This window comes from Neoluteolibacter marinus, from assembly GCF_014904755.1.
In the GTDB taxonomy this organism is placed as follows: Bacteria; Verrucomicrobiota; Verrucomicrobiia; order Verrucomicrobiales; family Akkermansiaceae; genus Haloferula; species Haloferula marina.
The window spans coordinates 1-16,625 of record NZ_JACZFQ010000118.1; the positions used below are offsets into that span (position 1 = coordinate 1).

The following is a 16,625-nucleotide window of genomic DNA, read 5'->3' on the forward strand; positions in this document are numbered from 1 at the left end:
CCGACCTGAAAGAAAAGGCCGGCCTGCGCTCCCCCTTCGTGATTGAAGTCCACGGAGCCATCGGTTGCGGCAGTCGTCCATCAAATCGATCCACCGCCGTCGGAACCCGTCGACGTCAATGATCTTCGCCGAGGAACCCGGCCCCACGCAAGAGCCTGACCACATGCCGGGAGGACATCTCCGGCCACACCGTATGATCCTCGTAGAAACAAAAAACCGGAGGCGGATCGCCTCCGGTATCTACCGCCTAAAACAAAACATACGCGCGAGAGGACTCGAACCTCCACAGGATTGCTCCCACATGAACCTGAATCATGCGCGTCTACCAATTCCGCCACGCGCGCTTTGTTTTTGCCCCGCCGGATCGGCGGGCCGCGAAAGCATCACGGGACGAAAACTTTTGCAACACCGATTCTTCGAAAAATTACCAGCCCCCGGCGACGCTTCGCCGTTGCCAATCCGGACCACCTCAATTCAGCCTGCTCGCACCATGCGGAACCCCGCTCCACTCATCCTCAGCCTGCTTCTCGCGGCCGTCGCCGCCTTCTTTCTCATCCGCTCGCCGGAACCGCCTCCGGCGCCGGTCGCCGAGGCACCCGCCACAGCGGCTGCACCGGTTGAGGAGGCGGCCGTTGAAGAAGCACCCGAAACCGTCAAGACCGACACTGCCGTCGCCGAAGCCAAAGCCAAAGCCAAGGACTGGCCGCAGGACGAAAGCGATATCGCCGTCGATCCGAAGGCGGTCTTCGGAAAGCTGCCCAACGGCATGCGCTACATCATCTATCCGAACGCCGAGCCGCCGGGCCGCCTTTCGCTGCGCCTGCACATCGCCGCCGGCTCGCTGATGGAAGCCGACGACCAGCGCGGCGTCGCCCACTTCCTGGAACACATGGTTTTCAACGGCTCCAAGAACTTCACCCCGGAAGAGCTGATCCCACGGATGCAGCGGCTGGGGATCGCATTCGGCGCCCACGTCAACGCCTACACCTCGTTCGACGAAACCGTCTACATGCTCGACCTGCCGGACATCTCCGGCGAGATGCTCGACCTCGGCTTCACCGTGATGCGCGACTTCGGCGACGGGGCCAAGCTCGACATCAAGGAGATCGACAACGAACGCGGCGTCATTCTTTCCGAAAAGACCAGCCGCGACTCGGTCAGCTACCGCCTGATGGAACAGCAGTTCGACGAGCTGCTGCCGGGATCCCTGATCACCAAGCGCTTCCCGATCGGCGACGAGAAGGTGATCGAAACCGCCCCGCGCGAGCGCTTCGTCGACTTCTACACCCGCTACTATACCCCAGAGCGGATGACCTTCGTGGTGGTCGGGGACATCGACCCGGACAAGATCGAGGCAACCATCGCGGCAACCTTCGGCAGCATGAGCAACCCGGCCGAACCGGGAGCGAACCCAGATCTCGGCGAGGTGAAAGCGCCGGAAGGCGTCGAGGCCGCGGTCTTCACCGACAAGGAAGTGACCTCGACCGACCTCTCCCTGGTTTCCGTGCGTCCCTTCAGCCGGGTCCCGGACACCTCCGCCCGGCGCCTTTCCATGCTGCCGCTGGACCTGGCCCACGCCGCGATCGGCCGCCGCTTCGAGCGTCTCGCCAAGCAGGAGAATTCCCCGATCACCAATGGCAGTGCAAGCCGCTCCGAGCTTTTCAACCATGCGGAGCTCGGCTCCTTCGACGTGACCGTGACCGGTGAACGCTGGCAGGAAGCCCTGCCGGTGATGGAACAGGAATACCGCAGGGCCCTTGAGTTCGGATTCACCGAAGCAGAGATCGCCGAAGCCAAGGCCAACGTGCTCAATGCCTACGAGCAGGCCGTGAAGACCGAGCCGAGCCGCAAGTCCGACGGCCTTGCCACCGGCATCGCCCGAACCATCAACGATGGCAGCGTTCTTTCCACGCCCGGGACCGATCTGGAAATCATCACCAAGGGGCTGGACAGCACCACACCGGAAACCTGCCACGCCGCGTTCCGCGAATTCTGGGCCGACCGAGGCCTGCACCTGGTCCTGACCACCAAGGAGGAACCGGAAGACGCCAAGGCACAGCTGCTTTCCATCTACGAGGAGTCCCGTAACCAGAAGGTCGAGGCACCCGAGCAGAAGCAGGTGGAAGCCTGGGCCTACACCGATTTCGGCGATGCCGGCACGGTCGAGTCCCGCAAGGACATCGAGGACCTCGGCATGTCCCAATGCGTCCTCTCCAACGGCATCCGCCTGAACTTCAAGAAGACCGACTTCGAGAAATCGACGGTCCGGCTGCTCGCCCGCTTCGGCTCCGGCAAGCTGACCCAGCCGGAGGACTCCCCCGGTCTCGACATGTTCACCGGCGGGGTCTTCGACGCCGGCGGCCTTGGCAAGCACTCCATCGACGACCTGCAGCAGATCCTCGCGGGACGCAACGTGCGCACCGACTTCGGGATCGACGACGACACCTTCACGCTCTCCGGGCGCAGCACCCCGGAAGACCTGGAGCTGCAACTGCAGATCATGTGCGCGCAGTTGACCGACCCGGGCTACCGAGAAGAGGCGCTGAGCCAGTTCAAGAAGGCCATCCCGATGATCTTCCAACAGCTCCGCCACTCGCCCAACGGGGCCCAGGCCGAGATGAATGCCTGGCTGCACGGCGGTGACTCCCGCTGGTCGGTGCCGACCGAGGAACAGCTCGGTTCCTACACCTTCGACGACGTCCGCAAGTGGATCACCCCGGCCCTCACCAAGGACTACCTCGAGCTGAGCATTGTCGGGGATTTCGACGAGAGCACCATGCTCCCGCTGGTGCTGAAGACCTTCGGGGCGCTGCCCGAGCGCGCCGCCGAGAAGGCCGAGCTGGCCGCGGCGCGCAAGGTGACCTTCCCGAAGCTCCCCACCAGCAAGGAGTTTACCTACGACAGCAAGATTGCCCAAGGGACCGCCATGGTGATCTGGAAAACCAAGGGCCTGCGTGGCAACATCAAGGAATTCCGTCGCCTCAACCTGCTGGCGGAGATCCTAAGCGACCGCCTGCGCAAGGAGATCCGCGAAAAGCTCGGAGCCTCCTACAGCCCGCGGGCCGGGGCCAACGGATCGGAAGGACTCGAGGACTTCGGCTTCGTCGCGGCGAACTGCATCGGCAAGGCGGACGCCACCCAGGAGCTCGCCGACATCTCCGCCGCCCTCGGCGCCAGCCTGGCGGAGGACGGCACCGACGAGGACGAGCTCGACCGCGCCCGCAAGCCGCTGCAGGCCCAGATGGACAAGTCGAAGCGCGACAACGGCTACTGGCTCGGTACCGTGCTTTCCCAGTCCCAGGAAGAACCGAAGCGGCTCGACCTGATCCGCGGCCGCGACGAGGACTACGCCTCGATCACCCCCGAGGAGCTGAACGCCATCGCCAAGAAATACTTCGTCGAGAAGAACGCGCTCAAGGTGCAGATCTTCCCGGAGGAGAAATAAGCTCGCCGCCGGATGGAGCGCGCCGTGGATGAATCCGGCGCGCCCGCGGAACACGCCCTTGCCCCGGCGCGGGCTTTCCTCTCCAATCCGCGCCGAATGGCTACCGAACACATCGACGTCCGCTACGTCGCCGGCCTCGCCCGGCTCGAACTCAGCGAGGAGGAAACCTCCGTTTTCCAGCGCCAGCTCGATGCGATCCTCGGCCACGTCGAATCGCTGTCGGCACTGGACGTCGCCGGCATCGAGCCCACCTCCTACCCCGCGCCCGTTTACGACGTGATGCGGGAGGACGTGCCCGGCGCGAGCCTGCCGCGCGAGGCCGTGCTGCGGAATGCCCCCGACCAGGCACAAGACCAGATCCGCGTCCCCAAGGTCATCGCCGACGCCTGATTTCCCGCCATGTCACTCTCCACCTCCACCCTGTCCGCCCTGCGCAAGCAGCTGGTTGCCGGCGAAATCACGGCGGTCGACATCGTCGACGACCTCGCGTCAGCCATTGCCGCCCGCGACTCCGACATCGGCGCCTACCTGTCCCTCGACCTTGAAGGCGCCCGTGCCGCCGCGGCCGGGGCCGACCTCAGCCTGCCGCTCGGCGGGTTGCCGATCGCGCTGAAGGACAATATCAACGCTCTCGGTCAACCCTGCACCTGCGGGTCGCGGTTTCTCGAAACCGGCTACACCGCGCCCTACGACGCCACCGTCACCCGCCGGCTGCGCGACGCCGGAGCAGTGCTCTTGGGACGCACCAACATGGACGAATTCGCGATGGGATCCGCCACCGAGAATTCCGCGCTGCAGCTCACCCGCAATCCCCGCGACCGCGAACGCATCGCCGGCGGTTCGTCCGGAGGTTCCGCCGCGGCCGTCGCCGCCGACCTCGCCATCGCGGCGCTCGGTTCCGACACCGGCGGTTCGATCCGCCAGCCGGCCTCCCACTGCGGGGTGGTCGGGCTCAAGCCCTCCTACGGCCGAGTCTCCCGTTACGGGCTCGTGGCTTTCGCCTCGTCGCTCGACCAGATCGGCCCGCTGACGAAGACCGTCGAGGACGCCGCCCTGCTGTTGCAAGCGATCGCCGGTCCCGACATCCGGGATTCCACCTGCCTCGACGTGCCGGTGCCCGATTACTCCGAAGAGCTCGGGAAAGGGGTCGCCGGCATGCGCCTCGGCATCCCGAAGGAATACTTCGGGGAAGGGATCGACCCGCAGGTCCGCGCCCACGTCGAGGCTGCCGCCAAGCGCCTGGAGACCGCCGGCGCCGAACTCGTCGAAATCTCCCTGCCGCACACCGAGCACGCGGTGGCCACCTATTACATCATCGCTCCGGCCGAGGCCTCCTCGAACCTGTCGCGCTTCGACGGCATCCGCTACGGCAAGCGTGCCGAGGCCCCCGCCGACCTGCTCGACCTCTACTGCCGCTCCCGCGAAGAGGGCTTCGGCCCCGAGGTGAAGCGCCGCATCATCCTCGGCACCTACGTCCTTTCGTCCGGCTACTACGACGCCTACTACTCGCGGGCGCAGAAGGTCCGCACCCTGATCCGCAAGGACTTCGAGACGGCATTCGGGCAGGTCGACGCCATCCTCACCCCGGTCGCCCCGGCGCCGGCCCGCAAGCTCGGCGAGTTCGCTGACGACCCCTTGCACGAGTATCTCTCCGACATTCTGACCCTCGGAGCCAACCTCGCCGGGATCTGCGGGATCTCGGTGCCCTGTGGCAGCGTGGCCTCGGAATCCGGCACCCAACTGCCGGTCGGGCTGCAAATCCTCGCCCCGCACTTGGCAGAAGCCACGTTGCTGCGGGTGGCCAAGGCCGCCGAACTGTGAATCTTTCCTTGACTGGACGGGCACTGCAGCCTACCTCCCCCGCCCCAACAATCGACCAACGACTCTCATGGCCAACGCTCAAGTCATTCTCAAAGAAAAAATCGAAGGTCTCGGTGCCGAGGCCGATGTCGTCAAGGTCCGTGCCGGCTACGCCCGTAACTTCCTGATCCCGCAGGGCAAGGCTTACGAAGCGACCCGCTCGAACCTCCGCCACGTCGAGAACCTCAAGGCCTCCCGCGCCAAGCGCGAAGCCGAGGAACTCGAAGCCGCCAAGGAAGTGGCCGCCAAGGTTTCCAAGCTCCGTCCGAAGTTCACGCTCGAACTCGGCCAGGGAGGCAAGGCGTTCGGCTCGGTCACCTCGCTCGACATCCACAAGGAACTCGAAGCCGCCGGCATCAACATCGACCGCCACGCCATCGAACTCGAAAAGCCGATCAAGAAGTCCGGCAAGCACGAGGTCGTGGTCAAGGTCCACTCTGAAATCAGCACCATCCTCACCATCAACGTCGAAGCCACCGGCGAGGCGAAGGAAGAGGAAACCGAAGCCTGATTCGCAACGTTTTCCACAAGGCGCGGCTCCGCAAGGGGTCGCGCTTTTTGCATTCCTGGACCCGGAGGAGCCGCGGTGGACCCGAAACGGATGGCCGCATATTGCACGATCCGGAAACCTCCAAAGTTGTTCCCAAATTTATTCACAGGTTCCCCAGATTGACCGCGACGGCCCGGGACTGGCAGAGTCCCCGCCCGCACCCATGGCCGCCGACACCAAGCCCGCCCGTTCCCCCGAATCGCCCACCCTGCAGTCGACCGATCCCGGCAGCGGATCCGACGTGACCCGCGCGATGCCCCACGCATTGGGGCCGGAGAAGAGCATCCTGTCCTCGATGCTCAAGGATCCGGAACAGTGGATCGGCATGGCGTTGGAGGAGGGCCTGACCCGCGATCACTTCTACCTGCCGGGCCACGGGCTGCTCTTTGAAACCCTCCGCGACCTCAATGCCAAGGGGCAGGAGATCGAGCTCGTCTCCCTCGTCCAGTTGCTCCACGACCGCGGGCTGCTGGACAGCGTGGGCGGACCGGCCGCCATTACCGACATTTTCACCTACGCCCCGAATGCGGCCCACTTCGCCGGTCATCTGGCCCTGGTGAAGGACAAGTTCGTCCTTCGGTCGGTCATCCGCACCTGCACCGAGGCGGTGACCGAGGCCTTCGACAACCCGGAGGAAACACTCACGCTGCTGGACCGGGTCGAATCCAGCGTGCTGGGGATCCGCCAGGGCACCGAGTCTTCGCGCGGCTTCCACATCAAGCAATCGGTCAGCGAGGTCATCAGCCATTTCGAGGCCCTCTTGTCCGGCGACGTCCAGGTCCAGGGCGCCCCGACCGGCTACAGCGACCTCGACCGCATGTGCAAGGGGCTGAAGCCCGGGGAAATGTTTGTCGTCGCCGCCCGTCCGTCGATGGGCAAGACCTCGTTCATGATGAACGTGGCGGAGCACATCTGCGTCGATCAAGGCGTGCCGACCATGGTGTTTTCCTGCGAAATGACGGCGTTCCAGATCGTCCAGCGTTTGGTGTTCTCGCGGGCCCGCTTCGCGATGGCCCAGATGGGCAAGGGCTTCAAGCCACGCAAGGAGGACCTGTTGCGGATCAAGCGCGCCGCCGAGGAGATCGCCTCGGCCAAGCTGTTCGTCGACGATACCGCGGGGATCCCGATCGACACCCTGCGGGCCAAGGCACGGCGGCGGAAGCGCGAGGACGACATCGGCTTCATCGCCATCGACTACCTGCAGCTCCTCAAATCCGGCTCCAAGCAGGCCCAGAACTCCCGTGAGCGTGAAATCGGTGAAATTTCCGCCGGCATCAAGGGGCTCGCCAAGGAACTCGGGATTCCCATCCTGGTCCTCGCCCAGCTCAACCGCGGTCCGGAAGGCCGCACCGGCAAGTCGCTCGGGGTGCCGCGGATGTCGGACCTCCGTGAATCCGGAACCATCGAGCAGGATGCCGACATGATCGGCCTGCTCTACCGGACCGCCTACTACGCCGAAACCGAGGAGGAGAAGGAAGAGTCCGCCGGCAAGGCGGAGCTGGTCCTCGCCAAGAACCGTAATGGCGAAACCGGGCACTGTCCGCTCACCTTCATCGCCGAGCTGATGCGCTTCGAAACCCGTGCCCGCGACGAGCACGACGAACATTGAGCAAGCCATGCCGCCCAAAAAGAAAGCCAATGCAAAGCCGTTGGCAGGCGCGGCACTGATCAAGGAAGTCAACCGCCGGATCCGGCTGGCCAGGAGCCTCTGGGACGCGCACCGCAATGCCGCTTGCCGGGGCGAGCGGCAGAAGGCCATGGCCCTCTACGAGACCCTCAGCAAGGAGGAGCGGGAAAAGGTGCCGCAGACGCTGCGGGTGTGGCTCCGCTACCGCAGCGAGAAATATTTCGGCGAGGACCGGACGCCGCCGGGAGGGAAACATTGACGGCGGCCGGGGCGCGCCCGAGAACTCCGTCCCATGGGAAAGAAGTCGAAGGCCACGCCCGGATTGCTGAAAAAGCTCACCACACATTTCGGGACCGACCCCGGCAAGCTGCCGGTGATCGAGCGGAACTTCCCGAAGTATGATCGCCCGAACCTTCACCAGGCGCTCGAGGAACTCACCGGTGACGAGGGCGACTTGTTAGGAGTCATCATTCAAAATGACTACTCGATCGCCTCGCTGTCGAAGCTCTCCCGGTCTACCAGTGCCGCCCAGTTCGACGAAGGGCCGGTATCCCTCGTCGACGAGACCCTCCCGGGTGAACGTCGCCTCGCCTGCGTGAAACGGGGCCTGCGCCTGTTCCATCATCGCAATCAGCCGCTGGCCTTGCTGATCGATGAGGGGGAACGCTATTCCCCCACCCCCGGCTTGAGGTTGGAGGTCATGGCGGCCGATCGCGAACTGGCCGAACATTTCCTCCGGATCGTCGAGACCGAAACCCGTGCCGGCAAGGCCTTCCGCGGCGGGGTGCTGTCGCTCGAGGGCGATTGCTACCGCGGCGTCTCGGTCAAGTTCCACCAGTTGCCCCGAATCGACCGCGACGAGGTGATCCTCCCGGAAGAAGTCCTGCGCCGGATCGAGCGCCACACCGTCGACTTCAGCCAGCAGGCCGAACGCCTCAAGGCCGCCGGCCGCCATCTGAAACGCGGCGTGCTCTTCCACGGCCCCCCGGGAACCGGCAAGACCTTCTCCGCGATGTATCTCGGTTCACGGATGCCGGAGCGCACCGTCTTCCTGCTGACCGGCGGGGACCTGGGGATGATCCAGCAGGCGGTCGCCATGGCCAGGGTCCTGCAGCCGTCGACGCTGATCCTCGAAGACGTCGACCTGATCGGCACCAAGCGCGAGGATCAGGTGGTCGGGGCCAACGCCGTGCTGTTCGAGCTGCTCAACCAGATGGACGGCCTGGCCGACGATGCCGACCTGCTATTCATCCTCACCACCAACCGGCCGGACGTGCTGGAACCGGCGCTGGCGGCTCGGCCCGGGCGGATCGACCAGGCGATCGAGATCCCGCCGCCGGATGCCAGCTGCCGGCGGCGCTTGATCGAACTCTACGGCAAGGGCCTGACCTTCGAGTTGCAGCATCTCGACGAGCTGGTGCAACGGACCGAAGGCGTCAGCGCGGCGTTCATCCGCGAACTGCTGCGCAAGGCGGCGGTCCACGCCGCACTCGAGAAAGACGGCGACATCGTGGTCAGCGACCGCCACCTCGCGGCCGCGCTGGCCGAGCTGATGGTTGCGGGCGGCCCGCTGACGATGAGCTTGCTGGGGGCATCCGGTCAGCCCCCCGCCTGAGCACCTTCACTCCCCGTCATCCCGCTTCGTCCGCACCCCTGGCTTCGCCAGGATCTCGACGTAGACCTCCGTGGTGCCGCCCTTCTGCAAGGCTTCGATCGCCTTCTCCACATCCCCGGGATGCTTCGCGACGGGTTCCGCTCCGCCGGCGCCCACCTTGCAGTCGAAATCCCAGTAATCCACGCCCTCGGGCCGGGGCTTGCGGCGCTCGCGTTTGAAGTATTTCCGGATCTCGTGCTTGATCGCATCCATCACCGTGCCGGGCTTGCGGCCGGAAACATCGAGGGCAAACGTCTTCTTCATTGCAGGGCCTTGTGGCGGCGGCGGCGACGCTTGTCCAATGCGATCCGCGGCAACTTCGGGCATCCCGCGATCGCGTATGCGGAACCCACGCGATCCCGGAATGTTAGGTAATGCGAAGTTTCGGCAATCTGTCGCCATGAAACACGCACTGCTTGCCACGCTCCTGCTCTCGATCCTGCCGGTCGCCGCCCAGCAAGAGGTCACCCCGGTCCGCCTGAATGAACAACGCGAGGTCCAGGCCGCCACGACCGACCTGCTCACCCGCGCCATGGTCATCAGCCCGACCGGGATCGCCCGCACCACCCACCAGCTCGGCAGTTTCGAAAACCGCATCGAGATGAAGGGCCTCAAGATCGTCGACGTCGTGAAACTCCCCCTCAGCGACAGCGATCGCCAACAAGGCATCTCCCGCCGCTACCACGCGAAGGTTAACTGCGCGGCCCACCGCATCTGGGACGGCCCTCGCGTTGCCTGGTCGGAATGGCGCGCAAGCAACTACGGCTTCCTGCCTTCCACCATCGTCGTGGAAGAGATCAACGGCCAGCTGCAAGCCCGCGCCAGCCGGCTGAAGAACTTCACGCCGGGGATCGATGCGTCCCTCGCGGTTTTCACCCGCTAGTTTTCATGAGCGATATCGGTCGGGGCGGGGCCACAGGTCTTGGTCAACCTTCCCCCCTCGCCCCGGCCGGGCCTCATCCCCTCTAATGGAAGGTGACGGACGCTCCCTCCAAGCCGTCCGCGGTCGCCTTCAGCACAATCTCCCCCTCCCCCTGCCCCCGCCGCAGGATCGCGAGCGCCCGTCCTTGGAATGCGTGGCGGTCCATCGATTGGAAGCGCTCGTGACTGACGATCGAGCCGTTGTCCACGCCGATCACCGCGCCCGGCCCCTCGACGGCGAAGTGGATCTTGTTGGATGCCGAAGGAACCACCGTGCCGGCCTGATCGACCACCCTCAGCTCCACGTGGGCTACCTGGTCCCAGCCGACCGTTAGATCGGAGCGGTCGGCCGACAGGACGATCTTCGCGGGTTCTCCGGCGGTGCAGAGGGTGTCGCGGGCGACTTCCTTGCCATCGGTGAACGCGACCGCCTCGAGGGTTCCGGGCGCGAAGTCGACCTTCCAGTTCAGCGCGCCGGCGTCCTTGCGGGTGGCGCGCTTGCCGAGGGACTCGCCATTGAGGAAGAGCTCGACCTCGGCGGCGTTTGAATAGACCTCGACGTTCTCCCGGTGCGGCCCGCGGTCGGCCGGCGTCCAGTCGGGGAAAAGGACTTGGCGGCGTTTCCACTCGACCGCCTCGTAGCCCGGATCCGCGGGGGTCGCCTCGGTGGCGGCGAGCCGGCGGAACACGCCGACCATCGGTTTTTCACTCCACCAGCTCCGGCGCTCGACGCCGCGCGGCTGGACGAAGCCGGCGCGATCGAGCAGGCCGGCGTTGAAAGTGGTCACCGGCCAGGTGCGGGCCTCGCCGAGGTAGTCGATGCCCACCCAGAGGAACTGGCCGGCGTGCTGCGGGTGGTCGCGGCACTCGAGCCAGGTCGAGCGGTCGTGGCCCTGCTCGGTGCCGACGATCTTGCGGCCGGGCTTGTCTTTCCACGCCTGGAGCAGCTCGGCATCGCGGTAGTTCACGCCGATGACATCGAGCAGGTCGGCGAGGCCATTGGTGAAATCGCCGGAAACATTCGGCCGGAACAACGCCTGGGTGACCGGACGGGTCGGGTCGGTGGCGTGGCAGACATCGACCAGGCCCTTGAGGATCGGCTTGGCGAGGTCGGGCTTGGGCGTGTCGTGGATCTCGTTGCCGACCGAGTAAAGGACGACGCTGGGGTGGTTGCGGTCGCGCAGGATGCCGTCGCGCAAGTCGGTGTGCGCCCATTTCTTGAAATGCAGGTGGTAATCGTGCCGGTTCTTGCCCTTCGTCCAGCAGTCGAAGAACTCGTCCATCACCAGGAAGCCGCGGCGGTCGCAGAGATCCAGGAACTCCGGCGCGACGGGATTGTGGGCGGTGCGGATGGCGTTCACGCCGAGCTCGCGGAGCTTGGAGAGCCGGCGCTCCCAGACACCCAGCGGCACGGCGGCACCGACCGCGCCGCCATCGTGGTGCAGGCAGACGCCTTTCAGCTTCACGCGCTTGCCATTGAGCACGAAGCCCCGGTCGGTGGTGAACTCCGCGGTCCGGATGCCGAAGGGCGTGCGGACCTCGTCGACGGCTTTCCCGGCGACGAACAGGGTGGTGACGAGCTGGTGCAAATGAGGGCTTTCCACGTCCCACAGCGCGGGTTCAGGGACGGCGATGTCTTGGACAAGTTCTCCGGTCTTCCCCGCGGCGACGGAGAGCGCGGACTCCGCGGCGGCGACCTGCTTGCCGTCCGGACCGAGGACGGCCGATTTGATCGTGATTTCGCGATCTTCCCCGCCGCCGTTGATCACGGACGTTGCCACCTTGACCGTGGCGTTCGACTCGTCCGCCACGGGAGTGCTCACGAAAACGCCCCAAGGCGCGACGTGGACCGGATCGGCGATCACCAGCCGGACGTGGCGATAGATCCCCGCGCCGGTGTACCAGCGCGATGCCGGTTGGGCCGAGGTGTCGGCTTTCACCACCAGCACGTTTGCCGATTTCAACCGGTCCGTCAGGTCGTGGCGGAAGCTGACGTAGCCGTTCGGGCGCTCGCCCAGCAGGTCGCCGTTGAGCCAGACCCGGCTGTTGGCCATCACCCCGTCGAACTCCACCCACACCCGGCGTCCGCCGAGGTCCTCCGGCAGATCGAGGGATTTCCGGTACCACGCCACGCCCGATGGCAGCCAGCCGCCCGACCCGGTCGTCGGCGCCGATTTCTCGAAACTCCCCGCGATGCTCCAGTCGTGCGGAACGCGGACAACCCGCCAGCCGGAGCTGTCGAAATCCGGCTTCTCCGCGCCGGGGGCATCGCCTTGGAAGAAGCTCCAGCCCGCATCCAGGGATCTCACCTCGCGGGCCCAAGCCGGGGAAACAAGCCACATCGCGGTCGCAAGGCCCCAAAAGAACGCTTTCATGACGCGATTGAAGGGAATCGATCCCACCCTGCCGATTCCCAGATCGGGTTATGCGGCAGCCGTGCAATATCCGGCAATTCCGCAACGTTTCGCCCCACACCGTTTTCCTTCCATATTCCAACCCGATTTGATGTCCGTCCGCCTCTCACCGCTCTCCTTGCCCCTGGCTGTCGCCCTGTTCGCTCTCGAAACCGGTCGGGCCGACGAACTCGCGGACTTCGAGGACCGGATCCTGCCGATCCTCGAGGACCACTGTTACAATTGCCACGGCGACGGCGCGAAGAAGGGCAAGGTCGCCTTCGACTCGTTTGGATCGTTCGACGAACTGACCGACCAGACCAAGCTCTGGGACCACGCGCTGCGCAACGTGCGCGCCGGGATCATGCCGCCGCCGAAGAAGGATCCGCTGTCGCCCGATGACCTGGCGACGCTGGTCGAGTGGATCAAGCGGGTGCCGCTGAAGCTCGACCCCGCGAACCCGGATCCCGGCCGGGTGACGCTGCGGCGACTGAACCGGATCGAGTACCGCAACACGGTGCGCGAGCTGACCGGCCATGATTTCCGCACCGACGAAGAGTTCCCGGCCGACGACACCGGCTACGGCTTCGACAACATCGGCGACGTGCTGACGACCTCGCCGCTGCTGCTGGAGAAATACATGCAGGCCGCCGAGACCATCGTCGAGAAGGCCCTGCCACTGGAGAGCCGGATCACGCCGAAGAAGAACTATCCCGCCGGGATGTTCCGGGGCAAAGGCGAGCGGGGCCGCGACGACTGGCACTATCATCTCTCGCTCTACGACCCCGCCGACCTCACCGCGAAGCTCAAGATCGGGACGGCCGGAACCTACCGCGTGACCTTCAATGCCGGGCCGCGCGGATCGTTTTCCTACGACCCGGGCCGCGCCAGGGTGAAGTGGTCGGTCGATGGCAAGCAACAGCTCGACCAGGAGGTGAAATGGGGCGACAGCCGCCTGGTTTCCGAAATCGAGGTGAAATGGCAGCCGGGCGAGTACGCGCTGCATTTCGAAATGGAGCCGCTGGTCGGCAAGGACCAGCAACCGCCGGACCTCGGCGACGGCCCGCCGTACGTGCATCTGGAACTGGGCGGCATCACCCTGACCGGGCCGCTGGAGCCCGAACACGCGGTGCACCCGCCGAACTACGACTGGTTCTTCACCCGCGAGCGGGTGCCGGACGACGAGGCCGAACGCGACGCCTACCGCCGCGAGATCCTCGGCCGCTTCGCGAAGAAGGCGTTCCGTCGGCCCGCCGATGACGCCACGGTGGCAAAGCTCGCCGCCTTCGCGAAGGAATCCGCGGAAGGTGCGAGCTTCGAAAAGGGCATCGCCCGTGCGGTCGCCGCCATCCTCGCTTCGCCGCGCTTCTTGTTCCGGTTGGAAGACACCTTGCCCGCCGATGACCCGACAGCGCACCCGCTGCTGGACGAGTGGTCGCTGGCCTCGCGGCTGTCGTATTTCCTTTGGTCCACGATGCCGGACGAGGAACTCTTCCGGCTGGCCGAGCGCGGCGAGCTGCGCACGAATCTGCCCGCGCAGATCGACCGGATGCTCAATGACGGGAAGTCCGACGAGTTTGTCAGGAACTTCGCCGGCCAGTGGTTGCAGGCGCGCGACGTTGAAGGCGTGAGCATTGACGCCCGCGCGGTGATCGCCCGCGACAGCGGATCGGAGAAAGAGAACCGCGAGCGCTTCGAGAACTTCCGCCGGCTCAACCGCGAGATCGACGAGGCGGAGAAGGCGCGCGACGAGGTGAAATTGGCCGCCTTGCGCGACGAGATGCAGGAGCTGCGCGCGAAGTTCCGTCGCCGCGGCCGGGGCCGCGTCGAGTTCGGCGGCTCGCTTCGCCATGCGATGAAGCTCGAGGCCGAGATGCTGTTCCGCCACCTGCTGCGCGAGGACCGCAGCGTGCTGGAACTGATCGACAACGATTCCACCTTCCTCAACGAGGAGCTCGCCAACCACTACGGCGTGCCCGGCGTGCGCGGCGGCGACATGAAGCTAGTGAAGCTGCCGGACGACAGCCCGCGCGGCGGCGTGCTCACGATGGGCACGGTGCTCGCGGTGACGTCGAATCCCACCCGCACCTCGCCGGTGAAGCGCGGGGTCTTCATCCTCGACAACATCCTCGGCACCCCGCCGCCGCCGGCCCCGCCCAACATCCCGTCGCTCGAAGCGTCCGAAAAGACCGCCGACGGCGAGGAGTTGAGCCTGCGCGAGGCGCTCGCGATGCACCGTGAGAAATCGCTGTGCGCCTCCTGCCACAATCGCATGGACCCTCTCGGACTCGCCTTTGAGAATTTCAACGCGCTCGGCTCGTGGCGCGACAAGGAACTCGGCGAAGCGCTCCCGCCGGTCGACGGCCAGCTCATCACCGGCGAGAAATTCACCTCGGTCAACGAGTTGAAGCGCGTGCTGGTCACCTCGCGGCGCGAGGACTTCTACCGCTGCATCACCGAGAAGCTGCTCACCTACGCCCTCGGCCGCGGACCCGAGCCTTGCGACATCACCACGGTCGATGAGATTGTCGCCGATCTCGACCGGTCGGGCGGCAAGTTCTCCACTCTCATCACCGGGATCATCGAATCCCCCGCCTTTCAGAAACGCCAACGCCCCACGCAATGACCACTCCACTCAACCGCCGCCGTTTCCTCCGTGGCATGGGAGCCTGCCTGGCCCTGCCCTCGCTCGAAGCCTTCCTGCCACGCGCCGCCGCGGCCACCACCGGCGCCGCCCGGTTCGCCACCACCGCGAGCGGCGCGCCGCTGCGGATGGCCTTCCTGTATTTCCCGAACGGCGCGGTGCCGAGCCATTGGACGGCCCGCGGGGCCGGCGACGACTTCAAGCTGGAGAACACGCTCGCCCCGCTGGAGGCGATGAAGCACCGCCTGCAGGTCATCTCGGGCCTCGATCTCAAGAACGCCGAACCCGGCAATGACGGCGCCGGCGACCACGCCCGCGCCAACGGCAGCTTCCTGACCGGCGTGCGGGTGAAAAAGACCGCCGGCAGCGACATCCGGGCCGGCGTTTCGATCGACCAGATCGCCGCCCAGCACATCGGCCGCGGCACGCGCTTCGCCTCGCTGGAGCTTTCCTGCGACCCGCACCGCAAGTCCGGCGGCTGCGACTCCGGCTACTCGTGCGCCTACGAATCGAACCTCGCCTGGCGCACGCCGACCTCGCCGCTGTCGCCGGAGTCGAACCCGCGGCTGGTCTTCGAGCGCCTTTTCGGTGCCGGCGATCCCGGCCAGCGCGGCGAAAGCCTGGCCCGCCGCCGCGCCCAGCAGCGTTCGATCCTCGACTTCGTGATGGACGACGCCAAGTCGCTGACCAAGGAGTTGACCCACCGCGACAAGGCGAAGATGGACGAGTATCTCACCGGCGTGCGCGAGATCGAGGAGCGCATTGTCACCGCGGAAAGCTTCACCGACATCCCGGATCCCGACATGGCCACGCCGGACGGCATCCCGCAGGCCTACGACGAATACATTCGCTTGATGTTCCAGATGACCGCGCTGGCTTTCGAGACCGACGCCACCCGCGTCGCCTCGCTGCTGCTGGCGCGCGATGGCAGCAACCGGGCCTTCCCGGAGATCGAGGTCGCGGAGGGCCACCACGCGCTGTCGCACCACCGCGACAACGCGGACATGGTCCACAAGGTCACGCTGATCGACCGCTTCTACGCCGAGCGCTTCGCCGAGTTCCTGAGCCTGATCGAGTCCAAGAAGGACGCCGACGGCCAGTCGGTGCTTCACAACTCGATGATCGTTTACGGCTGCGGCAATTCCGACGGCAACCGCCACACCCACACCAACCTGCCGATCGTCCTCGCCGGCAATGGCGGCGGTGCCTTCCACCCGGGCCGGGCCTGGGACGCGAAGGAGAACCCGCTGTGCAACCTCTACCTCAGCATGCTCGACACCATGGGCGCGCCCCCGCTGGAGCGCTTCGGCGACAGCACCGGCCGGCTCGCCGGGGTCTGAAGTAGCGCGACTTTTCAAGTTGCGGGCGGGGGCGGCCGGACTTCCCCCGGGCGTCCACCGATGAAAATTCGGGAGTTTCACGAGATTTCGAGGCTTGGGTTTGAACCGCGAAATCGCGCGAAAGGACGCGAAATTTGAAAGGCATGGAATCAGGAGGGATTTCGGCCTTTTCCAAATTTCGCGTCCTTTCG

12 protein-coding genes and 1 tRNA gene are annotated in these 16,625 nt (G+C 65.8%); 10 read left to right on the forward strand and 3 right to left on the reverse strand.

The features are described from left to right. Positions 1–260: 260 nt before the first annotated feature. Positions 261–344, reverse strand: a tRNA-Leu gene (locus IG178_RS22485). A gap of 146 nt (positions 345–490) precedes the next feature. Here IG178_RS22485 and IG178_RS22490 point away from each other — a divergent pair. The 7 genes from IG178_RS22490 to IG178_RS22520 all read left to right on the forward strand — a co-directional run bounded on the left by IG178_RS22490 (position 491) and on the right by IG178_RS22520 (position 9,097). Next, positions 491–3,445, forward strand: coding sequence for a M16 family metallopeptidase (locus IG178_RS22490; RefSeq protein ID WP_193214840.1), 2,955 nt, complete (start codon positions 491–493; stop codon positions 3,443–3,445). 96 nt (positions 3,446–3,541) lie between these two features. Beyond that, complete coding sequence (gene gatC / locus IG178_RS22495; RefSeq protein WP_193214841.1) at positions 3,542–3,835, forward strand: Asp-tRNA(Asn)/Glu-tRNA(Gln) amidotransferase subunit GatC; 294 nt, start codon at positions 3,542–3,544, stop codon at positions 3,833–3,835. Between the two features lie 9 nt (positions 3,836–3,844). Further along, a complete protein-coding gene (gene gatA, locus IG178_RS22500; protein WP_193214842.1) occupies positions 3,845–5,266 on the forward strand; it encodes an Asp-tRNA(Asn)/Glu-tRNA(Gln) amidotransferase subunit GatA in 1,422 nt (473 codons plus the stop codon). Positions 5,267–5,333: 67 nt separating this feature from the next. Beyond that, positions 5,334–5,816, forward strand: a complete 483-nt coding sequence (rplI, locus tag IG178_RS22505; protein ID WP_193214843.1) for a 50S ribosomal protein L9 — start codon at positions 5,334–5,336, stop codon at positions 5,814–5,816. 202 nt (positions 5,817–6,018) lie between these two features. Next, the gene (gene dnaB, locus IG178_RS22510) at positions 6,019–7,464 is read left to right on the forward strand and encodes a replicative DNA helicase (protein WP_193214844.1); all 1,446 of its coding nucleotides are present in this window, start codon (positions 6,019–6,021) and stop codon (positions 7,462–7,464) included. A 7-nt stretch (positions 7,465–7,471) separates the two neighbouring features. After that, on the forward strand, positions 7,472–7,741 hold the full coding sequence (locus tag IG178_RS22515; RefSeq protein ID WP_193214845.1) for a Precorrin-3B methylase: 270 nt from the start codon (positions 7,472–7,474) through the stop codon (positions 7,739–7,741). Positions 7,742–7,774: 33 nt separating this feature from the next. After that, positions 7,775–9,097 carry an AAA family ATPase gene (locus tag IG178_RS22520; protein ID WP_193214846.1) on the forward strand — a complete coding sequence of 441 codons (1,323 nt, stop codon included), beginning with the start codon at positions 7,775–7,777 and terminating at the stop codon, positions 9,095–9,097. Between the two features lie 6 nt (positions 9,098–9,103). Here IG178_RS22520 and IG178_RS22525 read toward each other — a convergent pair whose 3' ends face one another. Continuing rightward, positions 9,104–9,400: a DUF6172 family protein gene (locus IG178_RS22525; protein WP_193214847.1), complete on the reverse strand. Its 297-nt coding sequence runs from the start codon at positions 9,398–9,400 to the stop codon at positions 9,104–9,106. 136 nt (positions 9,401–9,536) lie between these two features. On the opposite strand from IG178_RS22525, the gene IG178_RS22530 reads away from it, so the two are divergent. Then, positions 9,537–10,019: a hypothetical protein gene (locus IG178_RS22530; RefSeq protein WP_193214848.1), complete on the forward strand. Its 483-nt coding sequence runs from the start codon at positions 9,537–9,539 to the stop codon at positions 10,017–10,019. Between the two features lie 82 nt (positions 10,020–10,101). Here IG178_RS22530 and IG178_RS22535 read toward each other — a convergent pair whose 3' ends face one another. Continuing rightward, positions 10,102–12,432 carry a glycoside hydrolase family 2 TIM barrel-domain containing protein gene (locus tag IG178_RS22535; RefSeq protein WP_226895693.1) on the reverse strand — a complete coding sequence of 777 codons (2,331 nt, stop codon included), beginning with the start codon at positions 12,430–12,432 and terminating at the stop codon, positions 10,102–10,104. A 130-nt stretch (positions 12,433–12,562) separates the two neighbouring features. Between IG178_RS22535 and IG178_RS22540 the strand changes: the two genes are divergently transcribed. Further along, complete coding sequence (locus IG178_RS22540) at positions 12,563–15,076, forward strand: DUF1592 domain-containing protein (RefSeq protein ID WP_193214849.1); 2,514 nt, start codon at positions 12,563–12,565, stop codon at positions 15,074–15,076. Then, positions 15,073–16,434, forward strand: a complete 1,362-nt coding sequence (locus IG178_RS22545) for a DUF1552 domain-containing protein (RefSeq protein WP_193214850.1) — start codon at positions 15,073–15,075, stop codon at positions 16,432–16,434. The genes IG178_RS22540 and IG178_RS22545 overlap by 4 nt, the downstream gene beginning before the upstream one ends. Positions 16,435–16,625: the final 191 nt, after the last annotated feature.